The sequence below is a fragment of the Neisseria elongata subsp. elongata genome (assembly GCF_900113545.1).
Lineage (GTDB): Bacteria > Pseudomonadota > Gammaproteobacteria > Burkholderiales > Neisseriaceae > Neisseria > Neisseria elongata.
Genome location: NZ_FOPS01000001.1, coordinates 50,164 through 74,492 on the forward strand (window position 1 = coordinate 50,164; position 24,329 = coordinate 74,492).

The 24,329-nt window shown below is 50.4% G+C and carries 20 protein-coding genes and 1 pseudogene; 12 read left to right on the top strand and 9 right to left on the bottom strand.

All coding sequences use genetic code 11. The annotated features are described in order from the left end of the window. Window positions 1-220 precede the first annotated feature (220 nt). A pseudogene (locus tag BM261_RS00315) lies at window positions 221-832 on the bottom strand (contact-dependent growth inhibition system immunity protein); the annotation flags it as partial. Between BM261_RS00315 and BM261_RS12595 the strand changes: the two are divergent. Next, a complete protein-coding gene (locus BM261_RS12595) occupies window positions 734-952 on the top strand; it encodes a hypothetical protein (protein WP_162817029.1) in 219 nt (72 codons plus the stop codon). The pseudogene BM261_RS00315 and the gene BM261_RS12595 overlap by 99 nt on opposite strands. An 89-nt stretch (window positions 953-1,041) precedes the next feature. On the opposite strand, the gene BM261_RS12210 is transcribed toward BM261_RS12595, so the two are convergent. The 3 genes from BM261_RS12210 to BM261_RS00335 all read right to left on the bottom strand — a co-directional run bounded on the left by BM261_RS12210 (window position 1,042) and on the right by BM261_RS00335 (window position 9,840). Continuing rightward, on the bottom strand, window positions 1,042-1,242 hold the full coding sequence (locus BM261_RS12210) for a hypothetical protein (protein WP_143095741.1): 201 nt from the start codon (window positions 1,240-1,242) through the stop codon (window positions 1,042-1,044). A gap of 205 nt (window positions 1,243-1,447) precedes the next feature. After that, window positions 1,448-1,792 carry a hypothetical protein gene (locus BM261_RS00330; RefSeq protein ID WP_016686797.1) on the bottom strand — a complete coding sequence of 115 codons (345 nt, stop codon included), beginning with the start codon at window positions 1,790-1,792 and terminating at the stop codon, window positions 1,448-1,450. After that, entirely contained in the window at window positions 1,792-9,840 is an 8,049-nt protein-coding gene (locus BM261_RS00335; RefSeq protein ID WP_240317887.1) for a two-partner secretion domain-containing protein, read from the bottom strand. Before BM261_RS00335 ends, BM261_RS00330 begins: the two co-directional genes overlap by 1 nt. A 445-nt stretch (window positions 9,841-10,285) precedes the next feature. On the opposite strand from BM261_RS00335, the gene BM261_RS00340 reads away from it, so the two are divergent. After that, entirely contained in the window at window positions 10,286-10,774 is a 489-nt protein-coding gene (locus tag BM261_RS00340) for a hypothetical protein (RefSeq protein WP_240317888.1), read from the top strand. Between the two features lie 49 nt (window positions 10,775-10,823). Here the strand turns inward: BM261_RS00340 and cueR are convergent, their stop codons facing one another. Then, window positions 10,824-11,216, bottom strand: a complete 393-nt coding sequence (gene cueR / locus BM261_RS00345) for a Cu(I)-responsive transcriptional regulator (protein ID WP_074894097.1) — start codon at window positions 11,214-11,216, stop codon at window positions 10,824-10,826. Between the two features lie 147 nt (window positions 11,217-11,363). On the opposite strand from cueR, the gene BM261_RS00350 reads away from it, so the two are divergent. The 4 genes from BM261_RS00350 to BM261_RS00365 all read left to right on the top strand — a co-directional run bounded on the left by BM261_RS00350 (window position 11,364) and on the right by BM261_RS00365 (window position 14,685). Next, a complete protein-coding gene (locus BM261_RS00350; protein WP_003674677.1) occupies window positions 11,364-11,573 on the top strand; it encodes a heavy-metal-associated domain-containing protein in 210 nt (69 codons plus the stop codon). 99 nt (window positions 11,574-11,672) lie between these two features. After that, entirely contained in the window at window positions 11,673-13,838 is a 2,166-nt protein-coding gene (locus tag BM261_RS00355; RefSeq protein ID WP_074894099.1) for a heavy metal translocating P-type ATPase, read from the top strand. Between the two features lie 75 nt (window positions 13,839-13,913). After that, window positions 13,914-14,273, top strand: coding sequence for a hypothetical protein (locus BM261_RS00360; protein ID WP_074894101.1), 360 nt, complete (start codon window positions 13,914-13,916; stop codon window positions 14,271-14,273). 163 nt (window positions 14,274-14,436) lie between these two features. After that, window positions 14,437-14,685, top strand: coding sequence for a CsbD family protein (locus BM261_RS00365; RefSeq protein ID WP_074894102.1), 249 nt, complete (start codon window positions 14,437-14,439; stop codon window positions 14,683-14,685). An 84-nt stretch (window positions 14,686-14,769) separates the two neighbouring features. On the opposite strand, the gene BM261_RS00370 is transcribed toward BM261_RS00365, so the two are convergent. Beyond that, window positions 14,770-15,249 carry a NemA protein gene (locus tag BM261_RS00370; RefSeq protein WP_074894114.1) on the bottom strand — a complete coding sequence of 160 codons (480 nt, stop codon included), beginning with the start codon at window positions 15,247-15,249 and terminating at the stop codon, window positions 14,770-14,772. 120 nt (window positions 15,250-15,369) lie between these two features. Further along, the gene (locus BM261_RS00375) at window positions 15,370-16,419 is read right to left on the bottom strand and encodes a sulfate ABC transporter substrate-binding protein (protein WP_074894116.1); all 1,050 of its coding nucleotides are present in this window, start codon (window positions 16,417-16,419) and stop codon (window positions 15,370-15,372) included. A gap of 194 nt (window positions 16,420-16,613) precedes the next feature. Here BM261_RS00375 and BM261_RS00380 point away from each other — a divergent pair, with 194 nt between their 5' ends. Continuing rightward, a complete protein-coding gene (locus BM261_RS00380; RefSeq protein WP_074894118.1) occupies window positions 16,614-17,993 on the top strand; it encodes an OmpP1/FadL family transporter in 1,380 nt (459 codons plus the stop codon). A gap of 250 nt (window positions 17,994-18,243) precedes the next feature. Here BM261_RS00380 and BM261_RS00385 read toward each other — a convergent pair whose 3' ends face one another. Then, window positions 18,244-18,651, bottom strand: a complete 408-nt coding sequence (locus tag BM261_RS00385; protein WP_074894121.1) for an MliC family protein — start codon at window positions 18,649-18,651, stop codon at window positions 18,244-18,246. Between the two features lie 193 nt (window positions 18,652-18,844). Continuing rightward, complete coding sequence (gdhA, locus tag BM261_RS00390) at window positions 18,845-20,182, bottom strand: NADP-specific glutamate dehydrogenase (RefSeq protein ID WP_074894123.1); 1,338 nt, start codon at window positions 20,180-20,182, stop codon at window positions 18,845-18,847. Window positions 20,183-20,647: 465 nt separating this feature from the next. Here gdhA and BM261_RS00395 point away from each other — a divergent pair, with 465 nt between their 5' ends. The 5 genes from BM261_RS00395 (at window position 20,648) to BM261_RS00420 (ending at window position 24,324) form a co-directional block, all read left to right on the top strand. Beyond that, the gene (locus BM261_RS00395; protein ID WP_074894126.1) at window positions 20,648-20,920 is read left to right on the top strand and encodes an ACT domain-containing protein; all 273 of its coding nucleotides are present in this window, start codon (window positions 20,648-20,650) and stop codon (window positions 20,918-20,920) included. Window positions 20,921-20,958: 38 nt separating this feature from the next. Then, window positions 20,959-21,480: a hypothetical protein gene (locus BM261_RS00400; RefSeq protein WP_074894128.1), complete on the top strand. Its 522-nt coding sequence runs from the start codon at window positions 20,959-20,961 to the stop codon at window positions 21,478-21,480. Window positions 21,481-21,499: 19 nt separating this feature from the next. Further along, window positions 21,500-22,009 carry a hypothetical protein gene (locus tag BM261_RS00405; RefSeq protein ID WP_074894130.1) on the top strand — a complete coding sequence of 170 codons (510 nt, stop codon included), beginning with the start codon at window positions 21,500-21,502 and terminating at the stop codon, window positions 22,007-22,009. A gap of 242 nt (window positions 22,010-22,251) precedes the next feature. Further along, the gene (locus BM261_RS00410; protein WP_074894132.1) at window positions 22,252-22,611 is read left to right on the top strand and encodes a hypothetical protein; all 360 of its coding nucleotides are present in this window, start codon (window positions 22,252-22,254) and stop codon (window positions 22,609-22,611) included. A gap of 354 nt (window positions 22,612-22,965) precedes the next feature. Further along, window positions 22,966-24,324 (top strand): PFL family protein, encoded by a 1,359-nt coding sequence (locus BM261_RS00420; protein WP_074894137.1) that lies wholly within the window; start codon window positions 22,966-22,968, stop codon window positions 24,322-24,324. Window positions 24,325-24,329: the final 5 nt, after the last annotated feature.

Genomic DNA, 24,329 nt, shown 5'->3' on the forward strand with positions numbered 1-24,329 from the left:
CTGATTCATTCAAGACATCAATAGGATTTTTCCAATTAGTATTAGGAACGGGAAAGTCAACTTTTTTAAATTTTAATTCATGTATCCTTCCAAGCAAGCCGTAGCCCGCATTAAACCTGTGCAGGTAAGGTGTGCGCGGTACGCACGCACGCGAGCTTGAGTCTAATAAAAAAGGGCGTCTGAAACATTTTTCCAGCTTTCAGACGACTTTTGCCAAATATTATCGGCAGCGGCTCAATGCCAACCTTAAACCTGATCCGATTTTTTCAGGGCTGTTATCCAATGATAAAATTACATCGTCTGCATCAATGGCATCCCACGCTTCCAGCTTGACATGGCGGCTCGGGCTGATTTTCAGGCAGCCGTTGTGCAGCCAAATATCCCCGCTCATCATGTTTTTAAATAGGGCGCGTCTGGTTTTATAGCCCAAGTTCCCGCATAGGTTGGCAACCCAATCCTCATAGCGTTGCCGAAATTTTTCGGTATCAAAAAAATCTTGGTCTTCCAAACTGTCATAAACGAAAGTCCTGCTGTTTGCCAACGCTTGCAAGACCGTCGTACCTAAAGTTTCATTGTCGGTATACCGTTCGTAACTTCGGGTATTGCCGAGTTTGTCGGAAACGGCTGCTGTGGTTTGTGCGGCATTTTTGCCGAACTCCTGCGTTACTTCCCTTTGCAGGTTGATCTCTTTGGCAACCGCGTCTTTGTCGAAGCTGTTTTTCAGACGGCCTGAGTGTTGATCCGCAGTTTCGGTGTCGATGCCGGTGTAGATACGCGCTTCGGTTTCTTTGGCAGTCCTGCCTGTTCGGGCAAGTTGTCCCGCTTTGTCGGTAAGCTGCGCACCTCTGAGGGTGGTATCCCCGCAGCTTCGGATAATGGTTTTGCCGGCCGTACTGCCGACATGGGTGTGCCGGTGGACTGCTTTTGTCTGATTGCTGTGGTGGCTTGTTGAAAGAAAGGCCGTCTGAAACCGTAGTTATTGTTTCAGACGGCCTCTTAGCTCAAACCTTGAGAACCGCATACGTGCGTTCCGCACACATCCTACTTGTTGAGTTTAGGTTCCATATGGGCTACGGCTTGCTGATTAAAACCTGCTGCTTGGCGTTCAGCGGCTTTTTGTTTGGCTTGGCTAATGGCTTCATTTAAGCTCAAACCGCTTCTGACCACCAAATCAACGTAGTAAATCGGTGTGCGGTGTGATTGCGTAGTGGATTTACTGCGAATACGCAATTCCAATGGCATGGTAGAAAGGCTGCCTGAAATGAAATATTTCACATTAAAACATAGTTTTAATGTACGAAATTGAACTGCGTGGGCAACGCTTGCTATTTAACAATTCGCGTTAATTGCACAGGCTACGCTGGCTCTATCTTTGTCAAACACGTTTTTCAGGCTGCCTGAATGTTATTGCAGTAAATGCCAAAAAAGTTGCTCACGCTACTGCTTATTAGCTACAAAGCGATTGCAAGTTTATTTGGATATGTGGTTTTATTCTTATGCTAAAACTACTAACATCGTTATTTTGTTTTAATTCAACATAAAGATATTCACTTATCTCATCATTTTTTATTTTCATTTCAATAATTTGCTCTAAATAATATGAGCAAATCATTCCAATAGATGAAAAAACTTTTATGGATACATACGGCAAAGCATATCCAAAGGCAATTTCAAAATTATTGATACCGTCATTTAATTTGAAAATAACACAACTTTCATCTTCGCTAATTACTGGTTCTTTTTCAAAAAACCACATTAACTCATCTGCGTTAAGTAACATATTTTCAGACATTATTGTCCCCCTTTGGGAATTACTGTATTAAATACCCTTGTTCCGTTTGGTAATACTTGATATGTGGTTTCAAATTTTACAAACTTTCCACTTGGACCTGCAAACAACGATTCTCGAACTTCAAAATTACCGTATTGTGTAGAAAAAGTTCTGATGATGTTATTGTTATTTTGTGTAACATTTGAAAAGTGTTTGGTCAAGAGATTGCGTCCATAAGTATTATTAGGAACACCAAGTCTTTGCATTGTCTGCAATAATTGAGCAGAGCGTGCAGCATTGTGAGAATTACTTGATACATTACCAAAAAGATAATTAAATTTACTTGGATCAATGACTGTATTTGTTGCCACCTTGTTCCCACTCTTCACCCCTCGCCCAGCGGTAACCGCAGCGACACCAAGTGTCATTGTATTTTCTAGAGCATTCCCATATTCAGGATGTGTATAACCTATACGCCCCATGTGTACATAAGCCCATGAGTTCGGATCTATCTCCCCTGTCGCTAAATTCGCAGTCGATTCAAATATACCTATACCGCTATTTAATGCAGCCTTACCAATATCTGTAACAACTCCAACTTTATAATCCCTTGATTGAGTAGGCGTTTTCCCAAAATAATTGTATTTATTGGCTAAATTGAAATCACGAACATAATTTTGAATGTATTGTTTGTTGTAGTTCGGATTAGTGTAATGTTGATCTTGCTTGGGTAAATTGTTTGCTCCTAAAATTGAAATAATGGCGTCATCTGTACGGAAATTATCCGCTTTAGCTGTTGCGTAATCTACGGTTCGTTGCATATGCCGAATAATTCGCCCAAGTGCTTCTTCTCTTGAAATTTTCAGACGAGAAGCCACTATATCTGCATATTGTTCTGCTAATTTATATTCACTCGGATGCAACTGCCGATTATGCCAATCTACATTCGCACCCACCACAGCACCACCACTGCCACCAGTTGCATAGCCAATGGCTGCACCACCTAATGCATTAATTAATGTACCTGTACTACCAAGTTTTTCTTCGGCTTCATTTAAATGGGGAGCAGCTAGTGAAGTGCTACCACCCGCTAATGCACCACTTGCATTACCTGTCATCACCCCGCCAACGCCTGACTGCAAGAGAGCTCTTCCTATACCGCCTTCTTTCCATGTTTCGTAGGTGGTTTTATTGGCGGTTAAATATTGGTCTACTTGTTGGATAATTTGTACAAGTTTTGTGCGTTCAGTTTCATCACTTGTTTGAGCAAGTTTTTTTTCTGCATTTGCTTTAATGAGTGCAACAGTTTCATATTCTGAAACATTGCCTAATTTTTCAGATGCATTTGCAACAAGATTAGGCGCAACTGTACCAAATTCTTTTGTTACTTGAACCTGTAAATCCAGCTCACTTTGCACCGCTGCTTGGTTGAAGATGTTTTTCAGGCTGCCTGAAAGCTCTTGAGCTGTTTCCGTTGTGGTGTCGGTATGGATTTGGGCTTTGCTTTCCTCCGCTGTTTTGCCCGTCAGTTGGATTTGTTTGTCTTCATCTGTAATGCTGATGTTTTGGGTATTGATGCCACTTCGGGTTACGCTGCTTTGACTGTCGCTGTCATTGCCATAACCCACTGAGGAACTTGTACCGTTTTTATCGGCTACGGTTTTTAAGTGACTTTCTTGCGGATTGTTTTGTTCTCCTTGTCCCAGTGTTTGACCGCTTACGGCAACACTTGCACCCAATCCAAAACTTTTGCCTTCGTAGCGGCTGTGGTTTTGAATGTCGCTGGCAGTAAGGGTGGCCGTCTGAAAAAGGTTTTTTCCTTTGTCTTCGGCACTCTTGCCGGAGGTGATGATGCCGCCCTTGAGGTCTGTGTTATCTCTGACTTTGATTTGATAGCCGTCTTCTCCGGCATAAATACCACTTTGCTCGGTTACGGAGGCATGGTCTGCTTTGACTTTGCTTTGGCTGTAACTGCCGCTTGCACTGAATCCGTAACCGACGGTAACTTGGACATTGCCGTTTTGCTGTTTGCTCTGATAGGTTTCAGTATCTTGAACGCTTTCTATATGCAGGTTGCGCGTATCTGCCTGTACGCCTTTGCCGATAAGCTGCGCACCTTTGAGGGTGGTATCCCCGCCGCTTCGGATGGTGGTTTTGCCGGCCGGACTGCCGACATGGGTGTGGCGGTGGGTAGTACTTTCCCCTTGTCCTTTACCTTTGCCGAGATTTCCTCCAGCGGTAATTCCAAGACTGATGCCATCACCTATTTGGACGGCTACGCCTGCATTCCAGCCACTGCTTTTGTTTTTGCTTTGCTCGCTGCCGTCCTGTTTGGCAGATTGGAGTTTGATATGGTTGTCGGCAATGAGGGTGGTACCTGCATGGCCGATGACATCGGAACCTGTAATATTGATATTGGACTGCTCCCCGCCTCCTGTGGCCACAAGTGTGGTTTGCCCTTTGCCGATAATTTGACTTGCTGCCGCTTCGGTGTAACGGCTTTTTTGCTCGTTACGACTTTTCTGTTCGCCGTAGGTAACGGACACACTGATACCGGAGCTTTGATTGTTGTTTTGACCTTGTCCCGCACTGCTGCTTGGAGCAAATTGTTGTATTTGTTGGGCTGCTTGATAACCCTGCCATGCAGCATTGGCTGCAGCCATGGCATTAACGCGTTTATTTTTACTTTTGCCCACATTTTGGGCTGCTTGTACGAAGTTTTGTGCAGCTTGGACAACCGGCACATTGAGGGCGACGGTGAGGCCTTTTTGTTCCTGGGTATGGACGTAGTCAGTGGCATACCGGTTGTTTGCGGACTCTACATCTATGCTTTTGGCAGTGACGGTATTGCGCCCCTCGGGGCTGGAGACGGTACTGCCGGTTTGTCGGTAGCGGTTTCCGGCAACTGTAACGGTGTCTCCATTCAGGCTGCCTATAATGCTGCCTGTATGGACAATATTGGTACGATCAGTGTCATCGGTAGTTTTTCGGTTACCGATAGTAAAGCCCAATCCGCCTGTACCCATGACTCCTGATTTTTTGCTCTCGTGGTATTCATTGCCGGTGTAGCGATTATGGGCAGTAGAAATATCGATGTCGTTTCCTGCTTTTAAGACAGTGCCATTATCAGAAATAAGGTTGCTGCCGCGTACATTGATATCCTGCCCGGCTGCAACAATCATTTTGCCGCCGCCGATGTTGCTGCCGACTGCTTCATCATGACTGAAGCGGTAGCGGTCGTGTGTTTTGGTACTGGAAAGGATGCCTTTGCTTTTCCCGCTTACAGCGGCGTCCAATTCGGTTATTTGGCGTCCTTCGCTGATATTGACATCACGTCCCGCGGTAAGGACGGTTTTGCCCTCTTCGGTCTCCAGTTCACCTTGACGGATTTTTAAGTTGTTGCCGGCTCTAAGCATTGCGCCGTTTTGCGTGCGGATACTGCTGCCGACTTCGGCACTTTGGCGGACATGACGATGATTTTTGTCATCTAATGCACCATAGGCTTCACGATGTTCGGTACGGATGGTGCCGAGATTGAGATTATTACCGGCGGTAATTTGGGTGGTGCCGCCTTTAACTTGGTTAGAGATGGTGGCTGCATTAAGGTTGATATCGTTGTCGGCATGCAGGGATAGGATGCCGTCTGAAGCTCTGTTATCTACTTGCTCAGTATAGCTTCCGACCACGTTAATACCGGCCATACGATCAATGGCGGTATTGCCGTTACGTTCATTACCGGAAGTTTGGGTTGTACCGTTAAGGTTGATATTTTGCGCTTGGGCAGTCAACAGTCCGCCTGCTTGTACCTGCCCGCCGTCGATATTGATACTTTTTTCAGCTTTTAAGCCGATTTGGTCGGCTTGAATGTTGCCGTTGCTGTTAATATTCCGTGCTTGGATGAGTACGGCTTGCCGCCCCGCAATGGTACCACTGTTAGTTAGGTTGCCGTTTTGCAGTTTAAGTAAGACTTGTTCGGCACTAATCAGGCCGCCGGAGGTATTGAGATCACCTTTACGCGCCAGGGCATAAACTTTGGGGGCCAGTACGGTTTGAGTCGAACCGTCAGACAGGGTGACGGTTTGATTTTCCATCCAAACGATATCTGAAGTTAAGCGGGCAACCTGCTCTGCACTCAAGGCGATACCCGGGGTAAGGCCGAATGTTTTGGCAGCAGTAAGGCCGTTGTCCATCAAAGCTTTGAATTGTTCTTCATCACTCCTGTAGCCGTCGAGTCGGCGGTAGCCTGTTAACTGGTGGATTTGTTCATTAACAAGTTTTTGTTCGTAGTAGCCGTCTCCTAGCCGTTTGTGTAGATGATTGGTGTCCAATTTCAGTTGTTTCAACATGTAGTCGCTGCTCAACCAGCGGCGGTAGTCTGCAAATTGAGGATCTGTTTCAATCAACCAGCCTTTATTGTCAGGATGGGTGGTGTAGAGGCTGCTGTTAGGCAAAGTAACAGTAGCGTTATTTAATGAGACCACATTACCGGTATGGATGCGCTGCCCATTGACGGCTGCTGTGGATGCTCCGTCAATCAGTTTGGCTGCAGATGCTGCGGGTTGAAAGGAAGGGGAGGTGACATTCTGTTGGATGACAGATACAGGCGTGTCGAAGTCATGGGTAAATAGTTGGGTATCATGGTAAGAAGTGTGGTTTTTTTCAGTACGGCGTTGTCTTTTTCTGCCACTGTACCATCCTTTTTCTGTAACTGAATCCCACTGTGTGCCGACAGCATCTGTGCGCCCCTTGCCTGTTGTACCTTGATTGGTGATTTCTTTCTGGTTTAAATCATCAGTGATAATACGCCCGCCTACTATAATTCGACTGTCTTTGTTCAGCCAGTCTTGGCCTGAAGCAGTCAAATTACCACCCACAGTAATGTGTGCTGGTCGATTTTCAATGATACGTTCTTTATAAGTCTCGATGTGATAGTCTCGGACATGCCATTGGTTGGCCTCAATACGAGAACCATTGTTTAAATGGAAGGTAGCAGTTGTTTGGTCTTTTTTTCCGTGCGAGTTGTCGAATAGGCCGTCTTTTACTGCCTGATAATAGGTATTTTGCCCCAGTACGGTGTAATCGCGGACTTGCTTTTCCGCTTTGGCCAAGTATGCCTCTGTTTTAAAATGATTATTGATATTCTGCATATTCCTAACGGACATCAATGCATCACCTTGTACTTCCAAACTGGCACTGCCATTAACAAAGGTATCAGCCATGCCTGCCGCATGATGTTGTTCATCCAGTCGATTACCGATAGCAAAAATACCTTCGCTGGATAGTAGGGCTCCTTCTTGGTTATGAATCTCTTTCGCTCCGATATCCAAACGTTTCCTTGCAGCTATTGCACCCGCTTTGGTACTGCCTTCTGTCGTTTCTTCTCGGTTAAGCAGTTTTTGCGCGTCCAGGGCAATATGGTTACCATAGATTTTGCCTGTCCCGGTGTTGGTCAAGGTTTGACCTGCACCGATGTAGGTCAAACCGTTGCTGTTGATCAAACCCCTGTTGTCTACATGCTGTTCGGAAGTGATGTTCGTTTGTTCTCCGGCAATAATTTTGCCTGTAACTTGGTTATCTATATTGCCGGCATTGAGTTTGAGCGTATGGCCTGCTTGTAGGGTATGGGTATTTTTCAGACGGCCTTTTGTGCTTAGATTTAATTGGTTGCCTGCAGTGAGGTCGCGTTCTACGACGAAATCATCCGTCAAGGCGATATCGAGTTTGTTACCGGCTGTTAATGTGCCATTATTGGCCAGTGATTTGGCTTGCAGTGATACATCGCCAGTAGATTGAATCGTGCCATCCTCATTATTTAGCACCAAAGCGTTTTGATTTTTATCGTTAATAGACAACTGCTGGTTAGTGGAGATTTCACCATGCTGATTGTATAGGCCGTCTGAAACAGCTAATTGTGCTTGGTTTGCAGATAGGAGTTTGCCGTTTTGGTTGTCTACATTTCGACTATTGATATTCAGTTGTTCGGTAGCAGTAATATGGCCGCTTTGGTTGGTCAGTTGCTGACTTTGGATGTTAACCGCTTCAGCCTCTATACGTCCGTGCGTATTATCTAGAGTCTGACCTTTGGTATTCAGTTGTGCAACAGAAACTTTTCCTGTATTGCGAAGATTGTTATTGGTAGTGACGGTTCCACTATCGGCAAGAATGTTACCTGCGTTATGTAAACTGGCGGTATCAAGCTGTAAATGTGCAGCTCGAATATTGCCTTTTTTATCATTGCTCAAGCGGCCCGAATGAATGAGTGTCAGATTGTTAGCGGCAATTTCTCCCGCATTATGCAATTCACGGTTGTCAATCTTGCCGGTTTGAGTTAATAAGTGACCGCTGTTTTTAGCAGTTTGAGCACTAACAGCCAGATCGTGTGCCTGGAGTTTGCCTTTTGCCGTATTGTTAAATGAATCGCCTGATACTTGTAGTTTAGCCGCATTCAGACTGCCCGAATTTTCCAAACTGTTTTTGGCGGCAATATCAATTTGTCCACCTGCATTGATTGATCCTGCATTATCAAGTGCTCCCGTTGTTTGAATGCGTCCTCTGGCGTAGGTTTTTGCAGGTGCTGTAGGTGAAACGGGATTGTTTGAACCAGGCTTAGATGCCGAGACAGTGCTGCTACCTGAACCTGTTGCAGTACTCGGAATCTGTGGTATGACTGATGGATTGGGATTCAAACCGGTCTGTGGAACGTCGCTCACGCCAATCTTGCCACTGTTATCGAATTTGCCAGCAGATACCAAATCCAATGCTTGTGAACCTGTTTGAGTAATATTACCCGTGTTATCTAAACTACCTGTTGACATATCTAAGCGGGCAGCCTGGATTGTACCGTTGTTTTGGTTTTTCAGACGGCCTAAATTACGGACAGTCAATTCACCTGAGGATAAGACCGTACCTGAATTGTCCAGCGTCTGGCTGTGAATATTGGCATCATCCTGTGAGGCAATCGTACCGCTATTATGGACATTGCGGGCATGAAGTGAAACAGCATGATTTTCTCCCGTCGCCGCAATCGTACCCGTGTTGACCAGTTTACCTTCAGCATTCACTGCTACATTGCCGGCTGAGGCAAACAATTGCCCCTGATTGTGCACGGATGCATCACGATCAGTGCTGATCAAGGTGATCTTACCGGCATACATACCGCCTAATACTCCTGTATCGATAGCATACAGCGAGTTGGCAGAATTTGTATTCGCAGCAGGGGAGTGTGAAGACTGGATAGAGCCATCAGCTGAGACATCATTTTGCCCTGCCAACACACGCACATCTTTACCCCACACAGGCCCATCAATCTTAACCGCGCGGCTCAATATCTGCGTGTAATCGGTATCGCGGGCATCCAAACCGTGTCCGACGATTACAACATTGCCTTGCCTCATCTTAAAGCCGCTAAGGTCTCCTGCTTGATATTGCGGTTGGCCTGTAGTCAAAGTAGCACGGGAAGCATTGATAAATCCCCCTCCATTCACTTGAATTCCTGCAGGGTTTGCAATCACCACTTCGGCACGTCTACCACCCACCTCAATATATCCGCCCAACAAAGAGGGATCAGCTGAATTGACTTGATTCACGATGACACGGGCCTCACCACCTGCAAGCCAGGGATTGCCCTGTATCCAGCCACCCAACTGTGTTTGCACGTTCCGACGGCTGTTGTTCAAAATAGCACCACGGTTGTCAACATTGAAATGGGTGTATTGGTTAACTGAAACCCCTGCGGCAGTAGGGGTTTGGATATTGGCCTGCGGGATGCCATTACCGGTTTGCATGATGGTAGGCTGTTGCTGTGCAGGTGCGGATTTGTCGGCAACGATGCCTTGGGCATTGGCAGAGGGAGAAGTCAGAATAAGGGCAGAGCCGAGGAGTAATGAAAGGGAGAATGAGATAACAGAGATAGAATGGATAAAACCTGTAAAGCCCGCAATATCATTGGGCGAAATACCTGCAGCTTGGGTGTCGGCTGTGTTTTTGCCCTCGCGTTTGGCATTTTCGGCAACGGCCATCATGCAGTTTCGATGTTTGTTAAATACAACTTTGTACAGGGTGCGGTTCATGGGAGGTTTCTTTCGTAAATGGGGAATTTGTCAGTATTTTTAATGCTGTTGTTTGATGTTAAATCAGCAATAAACTGGTTTTAATTCGATTAGTTTGATTTATATTTCTTCGTATTGTTAAGTAGAGTCATAATACTGGAATAATTTTAACCTAGATCAAATTTATTTTGCAATTGATGGAAGATGAAGCGTAATTTTTTATTTTTAATTCAATATTATAAAAAATAATTTCATTTACATATTATTGTATTGGCAAATGCTTTTTTCTACTTATAACCTCATTGATCTCCCTGTTTTTACCGAAATGATAGCAGTATACTTGTCAAGGCATTTCACAGTTCTTCAAAAATCTTTTGATAAACAAATCTATGAATACAGTCCTGTTTGCCATTGCCTTTGCTATCATGCCAACTTCAGCTTTGTAAGCCCAGCGGGTGCCGCCATCATGCTGTTTTTTCGCAAGCACTATTTAAACCGAGACTTCCCACTAAACCGTTTTCAAGCAGCCGATTGGCCGGCATGGCTGGCTTCTGCCCGCTGGCAGCCGATTGATGATATCGGCCATCGCGGCATGAGCATAACCATCCCGCAGGATAACGGCGAATTTGCGTTTGATATGCCTGCCGCCTGGGTGAAAAACAACACGCTGCCGCCGCTGTTGTTGGATATCCTCACGCAGCTAAACGATATCGACAACATCATGCAGCAATCCTGCCGCCGCCTCGCCAAGCGGCATAAACGGCACAGCCGGGAATACGAGCTCTATCTTTTCGACCCGCCGGATGCGCTGTACGTTACCCAAGGCGGCGTACCGTATTTGGATTACACCGCCACACGGGTAAACAAAAGTTTTCGCGCATATCTGAAGCAAAGCGGCGGCAAGTGGCTGCCGTATTACGACGAGGCCTGTACCAAACCGTTAGCGGCCAACTAAGGCTACCTGAAACTTTTCAGGTAGCCTGTTTCTATTCTGCCCAAGCCGCCTAACGCTCCTCCAGCCCGGCCAAAATCGCACAATCCGGGCAGTCGTCTCCCGCGCAGGCATCGTGCCAGCGTTGCAGCTCGGCCACCATGCCCTGCAAGCGTTCGATTTTGGCTTCCAGCTCGGCGATGTGCCGCGCGGTGAGCGTTTTCACTTCGCGGCTGGTGCGCTGCGGGTTGTGTTGCAGGCTCAAAAGCTGCCCGATCTGCGGCAGCGAAAAGCCCACTTCCCGCGCATGGCGGATAAAGCGCAGCCGGACAAGGTCGGCCTGTCCGTAGCGGCGGTAGCCCGCTTCGTTGCGCGCGGCCGGGGCGATTAGGCCGTGCTTTTCGTAGTCGCGGATTTGTTTGGCGGAAAGGCCGCTCTCGGCCGCGGCCTGGCTGATGTTCATCATGATGCTTGACCTTTACTTCGGGTGAAGCTTTATAGTGGCGGCACTTAGCGGAAAAGCAAGAGCAGACCCATCATTTCAGGCTACCTGAAAGCTTTGGCTGCAACGGGCTTTAAAACCTCAGCCTCATTCCAACAGAAAGGAAACCCTATGCAAACCATCACATTAAACATCGAAGGCATGACCTGCGGCGGCTGCGTGAAAAGCGTTACCAGCATCCTCGAAGGCGTAAACGGCGTGGACAAGGCCGAAGTGAGCCTGGAAAACAAGAACGCCGTCGTGGAATTCGACCCCGCCCAAACCAACCCCGCCGCGCTGATAGAAGCGGTGGAAGACGGCGGCTTTGATGCGGCTTTGTAAATCGAATCGCAACAAATCGACTGCAACACCCCAAAGGCTACCTGAAAACCCTGCTCCGCTTTTTTCAGGTAGCCCAACCACATTCAGAAGGAAGAAACCATGCAACAAAAAGTCCGTTTCCAAATCGAAGGCATGACCTGTCAGGCCTGCGCTTCGCGCATTGAAAAAGTGTTGAACAAAAAAGACTTTGTCGAATCGGCGGGGGTGAACTTCGCCAGCGAGGAGGCGCAGGTGGTGTTTGACGATAGCCAAACCTCCGCCGCCGACATCGCCAAAATCATCGAGAAAACCGGTTACGGTGCAAAAGAAAAAACGGAAGACGCGCTGCCGCAACCCGAAGAAACCGCGCATGTAAGCTGGCGGCTGTGGCTGCTGTTCGCCATCAACGTCCCGTTCCTTATCGGCATGGCGGGGATGATGATCGGCAGAAACGATTGGATGATTCCGCCGTTGTGGCAGTTCGCATTGGCGAGTGTGGTGCAGCTTTGGCTGGCAATCCCGTTTTACAAAAGCGCGTGGGCGAGTATTAAAGGCGGGCTGGCGAATATGGACGTGCTCGTTACCATTGGCACGGTGTCGATTTACCTGTATTCCGCTTATATGCTGTTTTTCAGCCCGCACGCGGCGCACGGCATGGCGCATGTGTATTTTGAAGCGGGCGTGACGGTGATCGGTTTTGTGTCTCTGGGCAAATTTTTGGAACACCGCACCAAAAAATCCAGCCTGAACAGCTTAGGCTTGCTGCTGAAACTGACGCCGACTCAAGTCAACGTGCAACGCGATGGCGAATGGAAACAACTGCCCATCGATCAAGTGCAAATCGGCGACCTGATCCGCGCCAACCACGGCGAACGCATCGCCGCCGACGGCATTATCGAAAGCGGCAGCGGCTGGGCGGATGAGAGCCATCTCACCGGCGAATCCAATCCCGAAGAGAAAAAGGCGGGCGGCAAAGTGTTGGCGGGCGCGCTGATGACCGAAGGCAGCGTGGTGTATCGCGCTAGGCAGCTCGGCAGCCAAACCCTGCTCGGCGACATGATGAACGCGCTGTCTGAAGCGCAAGGCAGCAAGGCGCCGATTGCGCGCGTGGCGGATAAAGTGGCGGCGGTATTCGTGCCTACCGTCGTGGGCATCGCGCTTTTGACTTTTATCGCCACTTGGCTGGTGAAAGGCGATTGGACGATTGCACTGATGCACGCCGTTGCCGTTTTGGTAATTGCCTGCCCGTGCGCACTCGGTCTGGCGACACCCGCCGGGATTATGGTCGGCATGGGCAAGGCGGTGAAACACGGCATTTGGTTCAAAGACGCGGCGGCGATGGAAGAAGCCGCCCACGTCGATGCCGTCGTGTTGGACAAAACCGGCACGCTGACCGAAGGCAGACCGCAGGTTGCCGCCGTTTATTGCGTTCCCGACAGCGGCTTTGACGAAGACGCTTTGTACCGCATCGCCGCCGCCGTCGAACAAAACGCCGCCCACCCGCTCGCCCGCGCCATCGTCTCCGCCGCCCAAGCGCGCGGTTTGGAGATTCCTGCCGCACAAAACGCGCAAACCGTCGTCGGCGCAGGCATTACCGCCGAAGTCGAAGGAGTGGGTTTGGTGAAAGCGGGCAAACTTGATTTTGCCAAATTAAGGCTACCTGAAAACCTTTCAGACGACGTCTGGCGCATCGCAAGCATCGTCGCCGTTTCCGCCAACGGCAAACCCATCGGCGCATTCGCACTCGCCGACGCGCTGAAAGCCGATACCGCCGAAGCCATAGGCCGTCTGAAAAAACACGGCATCGACGTTTACATCATGAGCGGCGACAACCAAGGCACGGTCGAATACGTCGCCAAACAACTGGGCATCGCGCACGCCTTCGGCAACATGAGTCCGCGCGACAAAGCCGCCGAAGTGCAGAAACTCAAAGCCGCCGGCAAAACCGTGGCGATGGTCGGCGACGGCATCAACGATGCACCCGCACTCGCCGCCGCCAACGTCAGCTTCGCCATGAAAGGCGGTGCGGACGTTGCCGAACACACCGCGTCCGCCACGCTGATGCAGCATTCGGTCAACCAGCTCGCCGATGCCCTGCTGGTATCGCAGGCGACTTTGAAAAACATCAAGCAAAACCTGTTTTTCGCCTTCTTCTACAACATATTAGGCATCCCGCTTGCCGCACTCGGCTTCTTAAACCCCGTCATCGCAGGCGCGGCAATGGCGGCAAGTTCGGTTTCGGTGTTGAGCAATGCGTTGAGGTTGAAACGGGTGAAGATTGAGTGAGGCGTGGCAAAGGCCGCCCGAAAAGCAATACGCCCAGTTTCATTTTTCAGGCGGCCTCAAACTAGGAATCAACCGATGAAAAGTTATACGCTCGATATTCCCCACTTTGAATATCCAAAATCATTTCAAAAAATCGTCGAACTGAATTTAGTCGATTTCAATATTTGGCATCTGCTCGATAGCGATTGGGCAGCCGAACTATACCGAGGCTTGCAAACGCGCTATCCCAATAGAAAACTGATTCCCTTCGCCAAACGCAGCGATTGTGATGACACTGCCTGCTTCGAAATCGGCAAAGGCGGCACAGTCCAACTAATCCACGACTTTGCCGGCCCCGGCTGGGAACAGCATCAAGAATTCCCCGATTGCTGGGCATGGCTCGCCCAAGCGGTAAACGACATGATCGAATACAATCGGGAAGGCGGCATCCTGTAAGCATCAGGCATGTTGGTTTTAGCCAAGGAAATGCAACGTTGAACTTGGGAGGTGGAGGCCGTCTGAAAGCAGGTTTTCAGGCGGTATTCCATTTAGGATTGCTATTGGATAACGGTTAGGATATAGTGGCACTTCGATCAATATGAAATTAAGGAAAAAGGTCATGAGTGGAAAATTAGACCAAATCAGCGGTAAAGTGAAAGAAACTGCGGGAGAAGTATTAAACGATTCCAAACTTCAAGCAGAAGGCGTTGTTCAGCAAGGAATCGGCAAGGTGAAAGAAGTTGCTGCCGAAATCGAGGAAAAAGCCGGCGGTGTATTGCAAAAAGGTAAAGAAGAAGCCGAGCATCTGATTGACGATGCGAAAGAAAAAGCTGAAAACCTGATTAACGATATCAAAAGCAAATTCTGATTCGTCTTTGCTTGAAACGATATAAAAAGGCCGTCTGAAACATGATTTCAGACGGCCTTTCTCGAGGTTTGGCCGGTATCGCGGTCAGTTGCCGATAAGCCGGTTGTTGCGGTAAACCTGTCGGCGTATCGGATTGCCGTTGCGGTCGTAAACCGTGTATGCGCTGTCTGTGGGGTGTGCATCGGCGGAGAACAGGGCTTTTTTGGGCAGTATCATCGGGTCTGTACGTTTTTGCCCGTCGCTGTAAAAGTCTTGTACCAGATAATTGCCGCCGCCGAGTACGTTGAGCAGCCTGCGGTAGCTGCCGCCTTTGACTGCTTGTTCGGAAGCGGTGCCGTCTGCGGCAAAATGGGTGATGATTTGTTCTTCGGTAACGTTGATGCCGCCTTTGTCTGCGGCAGGTGTGCGGCTGCCTATCGGAATATTGACGGAGGTTCCCAAGCCGATATGGCTGCCGAAACCGCCGATGCCGAGGCTGATCGAGCTTCCGCCCGGGCCGCCGGCGCAGGCGGTGAGGAGGAGCAGGGCTGTTACGAGGGCGGATTTTTGCACGGTTGTTTTCATGAGGGTGCTCCCTGTTTGGCAAATATATGATGAGTATACGCCGATTCGGACAATGCGGTAACAAAGGGGCCGTCTGAAAAGTGGTTTTCAGACGGCCCCTTTGCGTTTTTCCGTTTTTCTTTATTTGCCTTTCACGGTCAGTTGGTCGTATACCCCGCCGTCTGAAAAGTATTTGCTCATGATTTCATCCCATGTGCCGAAGATGTCGTTGGGGTTGAACGTTTCCATCGGCGGCAGTTCACTTGCATGGGCGGCCAGCACGTCTTTGTCGGCAGGGCGCAGGTAGAGTTTCGCACCCAATTCCTGCGCGGGTTTGCTCCACAGGTAGTTCAGGTATTCGGTGGCGGCTTGGCGGGTGCCGCGTTCGTCGGCCACTTTGTCTACGACGGCGACGGGGCTGTCCATGCGGACGGAGTATTTCGGATAGACGATTTCAAATTCTCCGTTGCCGAATTGTTTGGCCGACAGGTTGGCTTCGTTTTCAAAGGTAATCAGTACGTCGCCGATGTTGCGTTGGACGAAGGTGGTGGTGGCCGCGCGGCCGCCGTTTTCGAACACTTCGACGTTGGACAGCATTTTTTTCACATATTCGCGCGTCTTCGCATCATCGTTGTTGTTGGCTTTCAGGCCGTAGCCGTATGCGCCCAGGAAGGTATAGCGGCCGTTGCCGGTTACTTTGGGGTTGGCGATGACGATTTTCAGGTTGTCTTTGGCCAGGTCGCCCCAGTCTTTGATTTGTTTCGGATTGCCTTTGCGGACGAGGAAGACGGTGGTGCTGGTGAACGGGACGGCATTGTTGGGGAAGGCTTTTTGCCAGTCGGCTTTGACCAGGCCTTTTTTTACCAAGAGTTCGATGTCCGAGCCCTGGTTCATGGTAACGACGTCGGCTTTCAGGCCGTTGGCCACGGCCAATGCCTGTTTGCTCGAACCGCCGTGGGATTGTTGGACGATGATGTCCGCACCGTTGTGCTGTTTTTTGTATTCTTCGATAAACAGCGGGTTGAAGTCTTTGTAGAGGTCGCGGGCGACATCGTAGGAGACGTTGAGCAGTTTGACGCTGCCGGTTTTGTCCCCGCTGCCGGAGGCGGCGTTTTGCGTACCGTTGTCGGGCGTGCAGGCGGAGAGGGCGGCGGTGAAGAACAGGGCGGAGGCTAGGTGTTTGGCCGGCATGGCGGATTCCTTTCGAGAGGGTTGTTTTTTCAGACGGCCACTTTAGCGGAGGCCGTCTGAAAAGTGAAAGAACCGTTTGCCGCACGGTTATGGCGTTTGGTTATATGCATGGGTAAAGAGTTCGGCAGACGGATGACTTGTCGGCAGACTGTTTGTTAAAATGCGTCCCTTTTGGATTAACTTACGTCAAAAATATGAAAGCTGTGAAAACAATCGCCGTATTGACGGCTGCCGCACTGGCCCCTCTGGCTCAGGCTTCGGGCTACCATTTCGGTACACAGTCGGTTACCGCACAGGGAACGGCCAATGCCGCCGCCGCAGAAGCCGCCGATGCCACCACGATTTTCTACAATCCGGCCGGTTTGGCCAAATTGGACGGCAGCGAGATAACGGCTGCCGCCAATATCGTCGCCCCGCACATCGAATATCACGATGCGGAAGCGTCGTTTGTACGAGGCGGCCGCGTGCTGGGAAAAACCGAGGGGAAAATCACCAAAGACGTGGTACTCGCACCCCATCTTTACGGTGCCTACCGCGTTAATCCCGACCTGACGCTGGGCTTGGGCGTGTATGTGCCGTTCGCTTCTTCCACCGAATATCAGGAAGATTCCGTGTTGCGGCACAACATCAACAAATTGGGTTTGACCACCATCGCCGTCGAGCCTGTCGTCGCTTATAAAGTGAATGAAAACCATGCGTTCGGCGCGGGTCTGATTGCCCAATACTCTTCCGCCGAGTTGCGCAAATATGCGGACTGGAACGCTTCCGGCCGCTTGGGGCCGCACAACGGCCTTTCAGACGGCCATGCGGAAGTCAAAGGCAAAGACTGGGGCTTCGGCTACCAGTTGAGCTGGCTGTGGGACATCAATCCGCGTACCCGCGTCGGTGTGAATTACCGCTCGAAAGTCAATCACAACCTGAAAGGCACGGCCGATTGGCAGGCCGACGGCCGGGCGGTAACAACGCCCCATCCGGCCTTCGGCGGAAAGAGTGCCTACGATGCGCTTATCGGCACTGCGTTCGGCTACAAGCCGCACGAGAAGGCCGGCGTCAAAATTGTAACGCCGGAATCCTTGTCGCTGCACGGCATGTATCACGCAACCGATAAAACCAACCTGTTCGCCGACCTGACTTGGACGCGCCACAGCCGTTTCAACCGTGCCGAGCTGGTGTTTGAAAACACCAAATCCGTCGTCAACGGCCGCTCCGACCGCACGGTTATCACGCCGAACTGGCGTAATACCTACAAAACCGCCCTCGGCGCGTCTTACCAATACAGCGAGCCGTTGCAGCTTCGCGCCGGTATTGCGTTCGACCAAAGCCCGGTACGCGGCGCGGACAGCCGTCTGAACACGCTGCCCGACGGCAACCGCATCTGGTATTCCTTCGGTGCGAAGTATGCTTATAAAAAACGCCATGTATTTGATGCGGCATACAGCCACATCCACATCAACGATACCGTTTACCGCGCGGCAGCCTCCACCGGCAACGATGTGGACAGCAAAGGCGCATCGTCGGCATCGTTTAAAAATTACGCCAACATCCTGGGCGTGCAATACACCTATAAGTTTTAAGCAGTCGGTGCAGGTAATGGAGAGGACCGTCTGAAAACCCGTTTCAAGGTTTTCAGACGGCCTCTCCAATTGGTTATCCTATAAACGGTTTGGGCTGCCATTATGGCTATTTCTCAAATCCAAATCGCCGGGCGGATTGAGCGCGGCATTCCGGGCATCGGGGCAGGGTGATAGTCCGGCAAAACGAAAAAAGGCCGTCTGAAAGATATTTTTCAGACGACCTTTTTGGCTTTAAACGGCCGGTATCCGATTAGCGGGCGTTACAAGATGTTTCCACTTTGTTGCCGTATGGGTCGGTGAAGGCAAAGAAGGCTTCGCTGCCTTTTTGATGCCATTCCGCACCTTTGCCGAACAGGCCTGTGTTGGAAGTATAGCGTTCGCCGGAGCCTGCAACCGCAGATTTCAGTACGGCGTGTTTGTCATCCAAACGCAATTCGATGCTGTCGGTGCTCAGGCTGCGGACGTGTACGGACAAGCCGTTTTCGCAGTTAAAAGAGGCATCGATGCCGCCTTGTTGCTGATGGGCATGGCCGTGGTCGTGGTTATGGCCGTGCGAATGACCGTGGTCGTGGCCGCCATGACGGGGAGCCTCGTCAGGTACGGCGCAGGCAGCGAGGGACAAAGAGGCAACGATGGCCAATAGGGCTTTTACTTTCATGTATTTCACTCCTGTAACAATATTGTTTTTTCGACAGACGAGGCTGTCGGGCGGCATGTTATAAATATCGGCATGATTGGACAAGCCTGTTTAACTCGAATTTACATGCAAATCATGATTGAGGCCGTCTGAAAGTCAGGTTTCAGACGGCCTCGTTTCTCTCCTTTGTGATGACTTAGGCACACAATCCTACTTATACGATGCCTTGTGCCAGCATGGCATCGGCCACTTTCTTGAATCCGGCGATGTTCGCGCCGTTCACATAATTGGTATAGCCGTTTTCCGTGCCGTTGGCGACGCAGTTTTCGTGGATATTGGCCATAATGTCAAATAAACGCTTGTCCACTTCTTCGCGCGTCCACGACAGGCGGATATGGTTTTGGCTCATTTCCAAGCCCGAAGTGGCCACGCCGCCCGCGTTGGATGCTTTGCCCGGCGCATACAGGATTTTGGCTTTCAGGAAGGCTTCCACCGCTTCCAGTGTGGACGGCATATTCGCGCCTTCGGCCACGCAGATGACGCCGTTGGCCAGCAGGGTGGCCGCGTCTTTGCCGTCCAGTTCGTTTTGGGTGGCGCAAGGCAGGGCGATGTCGCATTTTACGCCCCACGGTTTTTGGTTTTCAAAATACTGCAAGCCTTGCTCTTTGGCATATACGGAGACGCGTTCGCGGCGCACTTCCTTCAGCTCGATTAAAGCAGCGAGTTGCGCTTCGGTCATGCCGCTGTCGGGGAACAGGGCGAAACCGTTGGAATCGGATACGGTCAGCACTTTCGCGCCCAGTTGGATGGCTTTTTCGCAGGCGTATTGCGCCACGTTTCCGCTGCCGGAAATCACCACGCGTTTGCCTTCGAGTTTGTCACCTTTGGTTTGCAGCATGGATTGTGCGAAGTAAACCGTGCCGTAGCCGGTGGCTTCGGGGCGGATCAGGCTGCCGCCCCAGGTCAGGCCTTTACCGGTCAGGACGGATGTGAATTCGTTACGCAGTTTTTTGTATTGGCCGAACAAGAAGCCGATTTCGCGGCCGCCCACGCCGATGTCGCCGGCAGGTACGTCGGTGTCCGCACCGATGTGGCGGTAAAGCTCGCTCATAAAGGCTTGGCAGAAACGCATCACTTCGGCATCGGATTTGCCTTTGGGGTCGAAGTCAGAGCCGCCTTTGCCGCCGCCCATGGGCAGGGTGGTCAATGCGTTTTTGAACACTTGCTCGAAGGCCAGGAATTTCAATACGCCCAAGTCCACGGTTGGGTGGAAGCGCAGGCCGCCTTTATAAGGGCCGATGGCGGAGTTCATCTGCACGCGGTAGCCGCGGTTTACTTGGACTTGCCCTTTGTCGTCCACCCAGGAAACACGGAACATGATTACACGCTCGGGTTCGACGATGCGCTCCAACAGGCCTTGTTTGGTGTATTGCGGGTTTTTCGCCAAGAAGGGTTGCAGGCTCATAAATACTTCTTCCACCGCCTGATGGAAGGGGGCTTGGTTGGGGTCGCGTTGTTTGATGGTTTGGAACAGGCTGTTCAAGTCGCTCATGGCAGTTTCCTTAACTTTAAGTATTGCAATGTGGGAATGTGGGATACGGGAAAACGATGCGGTGCAGTCTAGTGCGATTGTCTACATTTGACAAATTCTTTACGTCTAATTTTGGCTGATTTATAGAAAAATAAAATGAAAAAATGTCTACAATTTAAAAACTGATTTTATAAAATTCAATTTTCAAGCATAAATAATGTTTGATAATGCATTTTTTAAAAATTTAATGGCAAAATAAGGTATTTTTATTTGAATGAAAGATTGTCTACAATTTTGTCTTTTGCGGCCATGATTTGCCTTTTTGCAGTGAAAGCGATAGAGTGTGCCCGCCTTCTGTACGGTCGTTTTTTCAGACGGCCTGTTTACTGGTTAAACTTCTTTATTTGGGTTATCAATGCCCTTCAAAATAGGGCTGTACTTTAGATGTGCGGCCCTGCGTATTGAAACATTTTCCAAGGATTCCCCATGTCTCATTCCGTTATTACCGTTATCGGTAAAGACCGCATCGGCATTGTTTACGATGTATCCAAACTTTTGGCCGAAAACAAAATCAATATCCTGAATATCAGCCAGCAGTTGATGGACCACTATTTCACCATGATTATTTTGGCAGACACAGCCAAATGCCCGAAATCGCGGCAGGAAATGCTGGACGTTTTCGCACAGGCGGGAAAAACGCTTGCGCTGGACATCCGCATGCAGGACGAAGAGCTGTTTAACGCCATGCACAGGATTTAAAGGCCGTCTGAAAAGGGAAGGGCGATTTGAAGGCGGATATGGACACATACAAATTTTTCGTTACCGGAACAATCCGACTCATCAGCCTTGCCCTGCATTTCGCCCTGTGGTTGGCCATTTTTATGGCACTGGCTTGGGGCATACGCCACTTTCCGGCGCAGCTGTATGCCGAAGGCGACGAAATCAGCCCGATGTTTGCCGTGGCCGTCCGCAACATGCAGGGCGAAATCCAAGCCCAACCGCTGAACCGCCGAAAAAGCAGCGAAACTTTGGTGCGCGAGGACACCGTGTTGCGTGACCGCGAAGGCATCTACCTGCAACTGACCCGCCTGCCGCCCGACACGTTCGAGCTGTTTTACGCTAGCAACAGATTAGATCCCAATGCTTTTATGACTGCGCGCTACCAAATCACCGCCGACAATAAAGTGATTCCCGTGTCGTTCAAAGTGTGGAGCGTGGGGCACGGATTTTGGGCGTTTTTACTGTCGTTTCCCATATTTGTGCTTGTTAAACGGCTGGTGTTGCGGCGGTGGTTGGACAGGAAAAAGCAGCCTGTCTGAAGATCAAAAGGAAGTTTTAATGAAAACACATCCAACATGGTTACTGAACCACGCCGCCGTTAAAAAAATGGGCGGTACCAACTATATTGAAATCTGCCGAGGTGGCTATGCGGGTAAGTGCTGGTGGGAAGATTCCGCGTATGTTTATTACTCACTCTGGGAAGATTTTTTCGATACCTTATCCCGCGAGTGCATACCCGGTTACGACTTTTTCGAGTTTACCGATGTCAAGCAAGCCGACAGCCTAATTTTTGCCGAACAATTATTGCGGCTGGCGGATTTGTTGCACACCGTCCGCTCGCCGCAGGATTTCGACAAACCCGAATGGTATTCCGAAAAAGCCGGCAATCGTTACATCCATATCGGCGAAAATATAGAAACCCTGGTTTGGGAAAACAAAGACGAATACATACAGCAATTTGTCAGCAAATTTGCCCAAAGGATACAGGCTGCCGAACATAGCTATCGGGATTTGGCCGCATGGCTGAAACAGAACAGCCGCAACGGAAATGCCATATTGGGCATGTAGCCGTTTCAGACGGCCTGACGGTAGGGCGGAAATCTGTTCAGGCAATTCGAAAACTATACGGTAGAAACAAAGAAACCCATAACCCATCAGCTTTCAGGCTACCCGCCCAATGCGGCAGCATCACCACCGTTACCCACCGCTACTGCCGACAATCATATTGGCGCACGGATTCAGGCGTTTGCTGCCGCCGTATTGATGCAGGCTGCCCGCATACCCCCAAACCGACAGACAAGGATAGTTCCATGAAACTTGAAAAAATACTGCAAAAAATCGTTGCCGAGAACGAATATCCCACGTTGCTGCCATCGGCCTCACAAAACGAAACATTACGGGAAGCCCTGTATCAAAACCGTATCTTCCTTTTTTTGGACTGGAAGGGCGAAGACGAACAAGGCCAACTTTATGAATTTGTCAATGAGCGTTTGGCAGCCTTCGGTAAAGAAGCACTGAAAGTCAAAACGGACGATTTATATAAAAAATTCAACAAAGAATTTGGTGAGGTCTGGGAAAGCGGCGACTTCATACCCTTTGCCTTCGACTATTTTCGACAGCAAACTCAAACGCCAGAAAATGCGGCTGATGCTGTTGGAAAGTGGCAGTGATGACTACACCGTATTTATTGTTCCGAGCAACGCGTGCAAAAGTTTGGAAAAAATCCAGTCTGATTTTTGGGCCTTCCAAAGCCTGAACAAAGCGGCAAATTTCATCTTATATGCAGTCGATTGCCCTGTCTGTGGCCGACCTTCGGTATGGGATTTGCCCATAAGCGAGCCGCCGCCGTACGCTGATCACGAAGCGGCATACTGCGATTCCTGTCAGCAACCCTTATGGGATGCGGACGGTAAACTGTTTGCCGCAGTGGAAGAAACACCGCATTATGTTTCCGAACGGAATTGACGACGCAAAAAGCAGCCTGCACCCCGACAACCAACAGATATAGACAAGGAAACCCCAAAATGTCCCAAATCCATTCCAACGAAATCCTAGAAACCATCCGCATGGTGTCCGACCAAAACTTCGACGTGCGCACCATCACCATCGGTATCGACCTGCACGACTGCATTTCGCCGGACATCGACACGCTGAACCAAAACATCTACAACAAAATCACCCGCATCGGCAAAGACCTGGTGCAGACGGCGCAGCATTTGTCGGCCAAATACGGCGTGCCGATTGTGAACCAGCGCATTTCCGTAACGCCCATCGCCCAAATCGCCGCGGCCACGGGTGCGGACAGCTACGTTTCCATCGCGCAGACGCTGGACAAGGCGGCAAAAGCCATCGGCGTATCGTTTATCGGCGGCTTTTCCGCGCTGGTGCAAAAAGGCATGTCGCCCGCCGACCGCGTGCTGATTAACAGCATTCCCGAAGCCATGAAAACCACCGACATCGTGTGCAGCTCCATCAACATCGGCAGCACGCGCGCGGGCATCAACATGGAAGCGGTGAAACTCGCCGCCGACACGATAAAACGCACCGCCGACATCACACCCGAAGGCTTCGGCTGCGCCAAAATCGTCGTGTTCTGCAACGCGGTGGAAGACAACCCCTTCATGGCGGGCGCGTTCCACGGCTCGGGCGAAGCGGACGCAATTATCAACGTGGGCGTGTCCGGCCCCGGCGTGGTGCAGGCTGCCTTGAAAGACTGCGACAGCCAAAACCTGACCGAAATCGCCGAAATCGTGAAGAAAACCGCGTTCAAAATCACGCGCGTTGGCGAACTCATCGGGCAGGAAGCGGCGAAAATGCTGGGCATCCCGTTCGGCATTTTGGATTTGTCGCTCGCGCCCACGCCCGCCGTCGGCGATTCCGTCGCCCGCATTTTGGAAGCCATGGGCCTGACCGTCTGCGGCACGCACGGCACCACCGCCGCACTCGCGCTGTTGAACGACGCAGTGAAAAAAGGCGGCATGATGGCGTCGTCCGCCGTGGGCGGGCTGAGCGGCGCGTTCATCCCCGTGTCGGAAGACGAAGGCATGATTGCGGCGGCGGAAAGCGGCATCCTGACGCTGGACAAACTGGAAGCCATGACCGCCGTGTGCTCCGTGGGTCTGGACATGGTGGCCGTGCCGGGCGACACCTCCGCCGCCACGATTGCCGGCATCATTGCCGACGAAGCCGCCATCGGCATGATTAACAGCAAAACCACCGCCGTGCGCATCATCCCCGTTACCGGCAAAGGCGTGGGCGAAAGCGTGGATTTCGGCGGCCTGTTGGGCTACGCGCCGATTATGCCCGTGAAGGAAGGAAGCTGCGAAGTGTTCGTGAACCGCGGCGGACGCATTCCCGCACCGGTGCAGTCGATGAAGAACTGACGGGG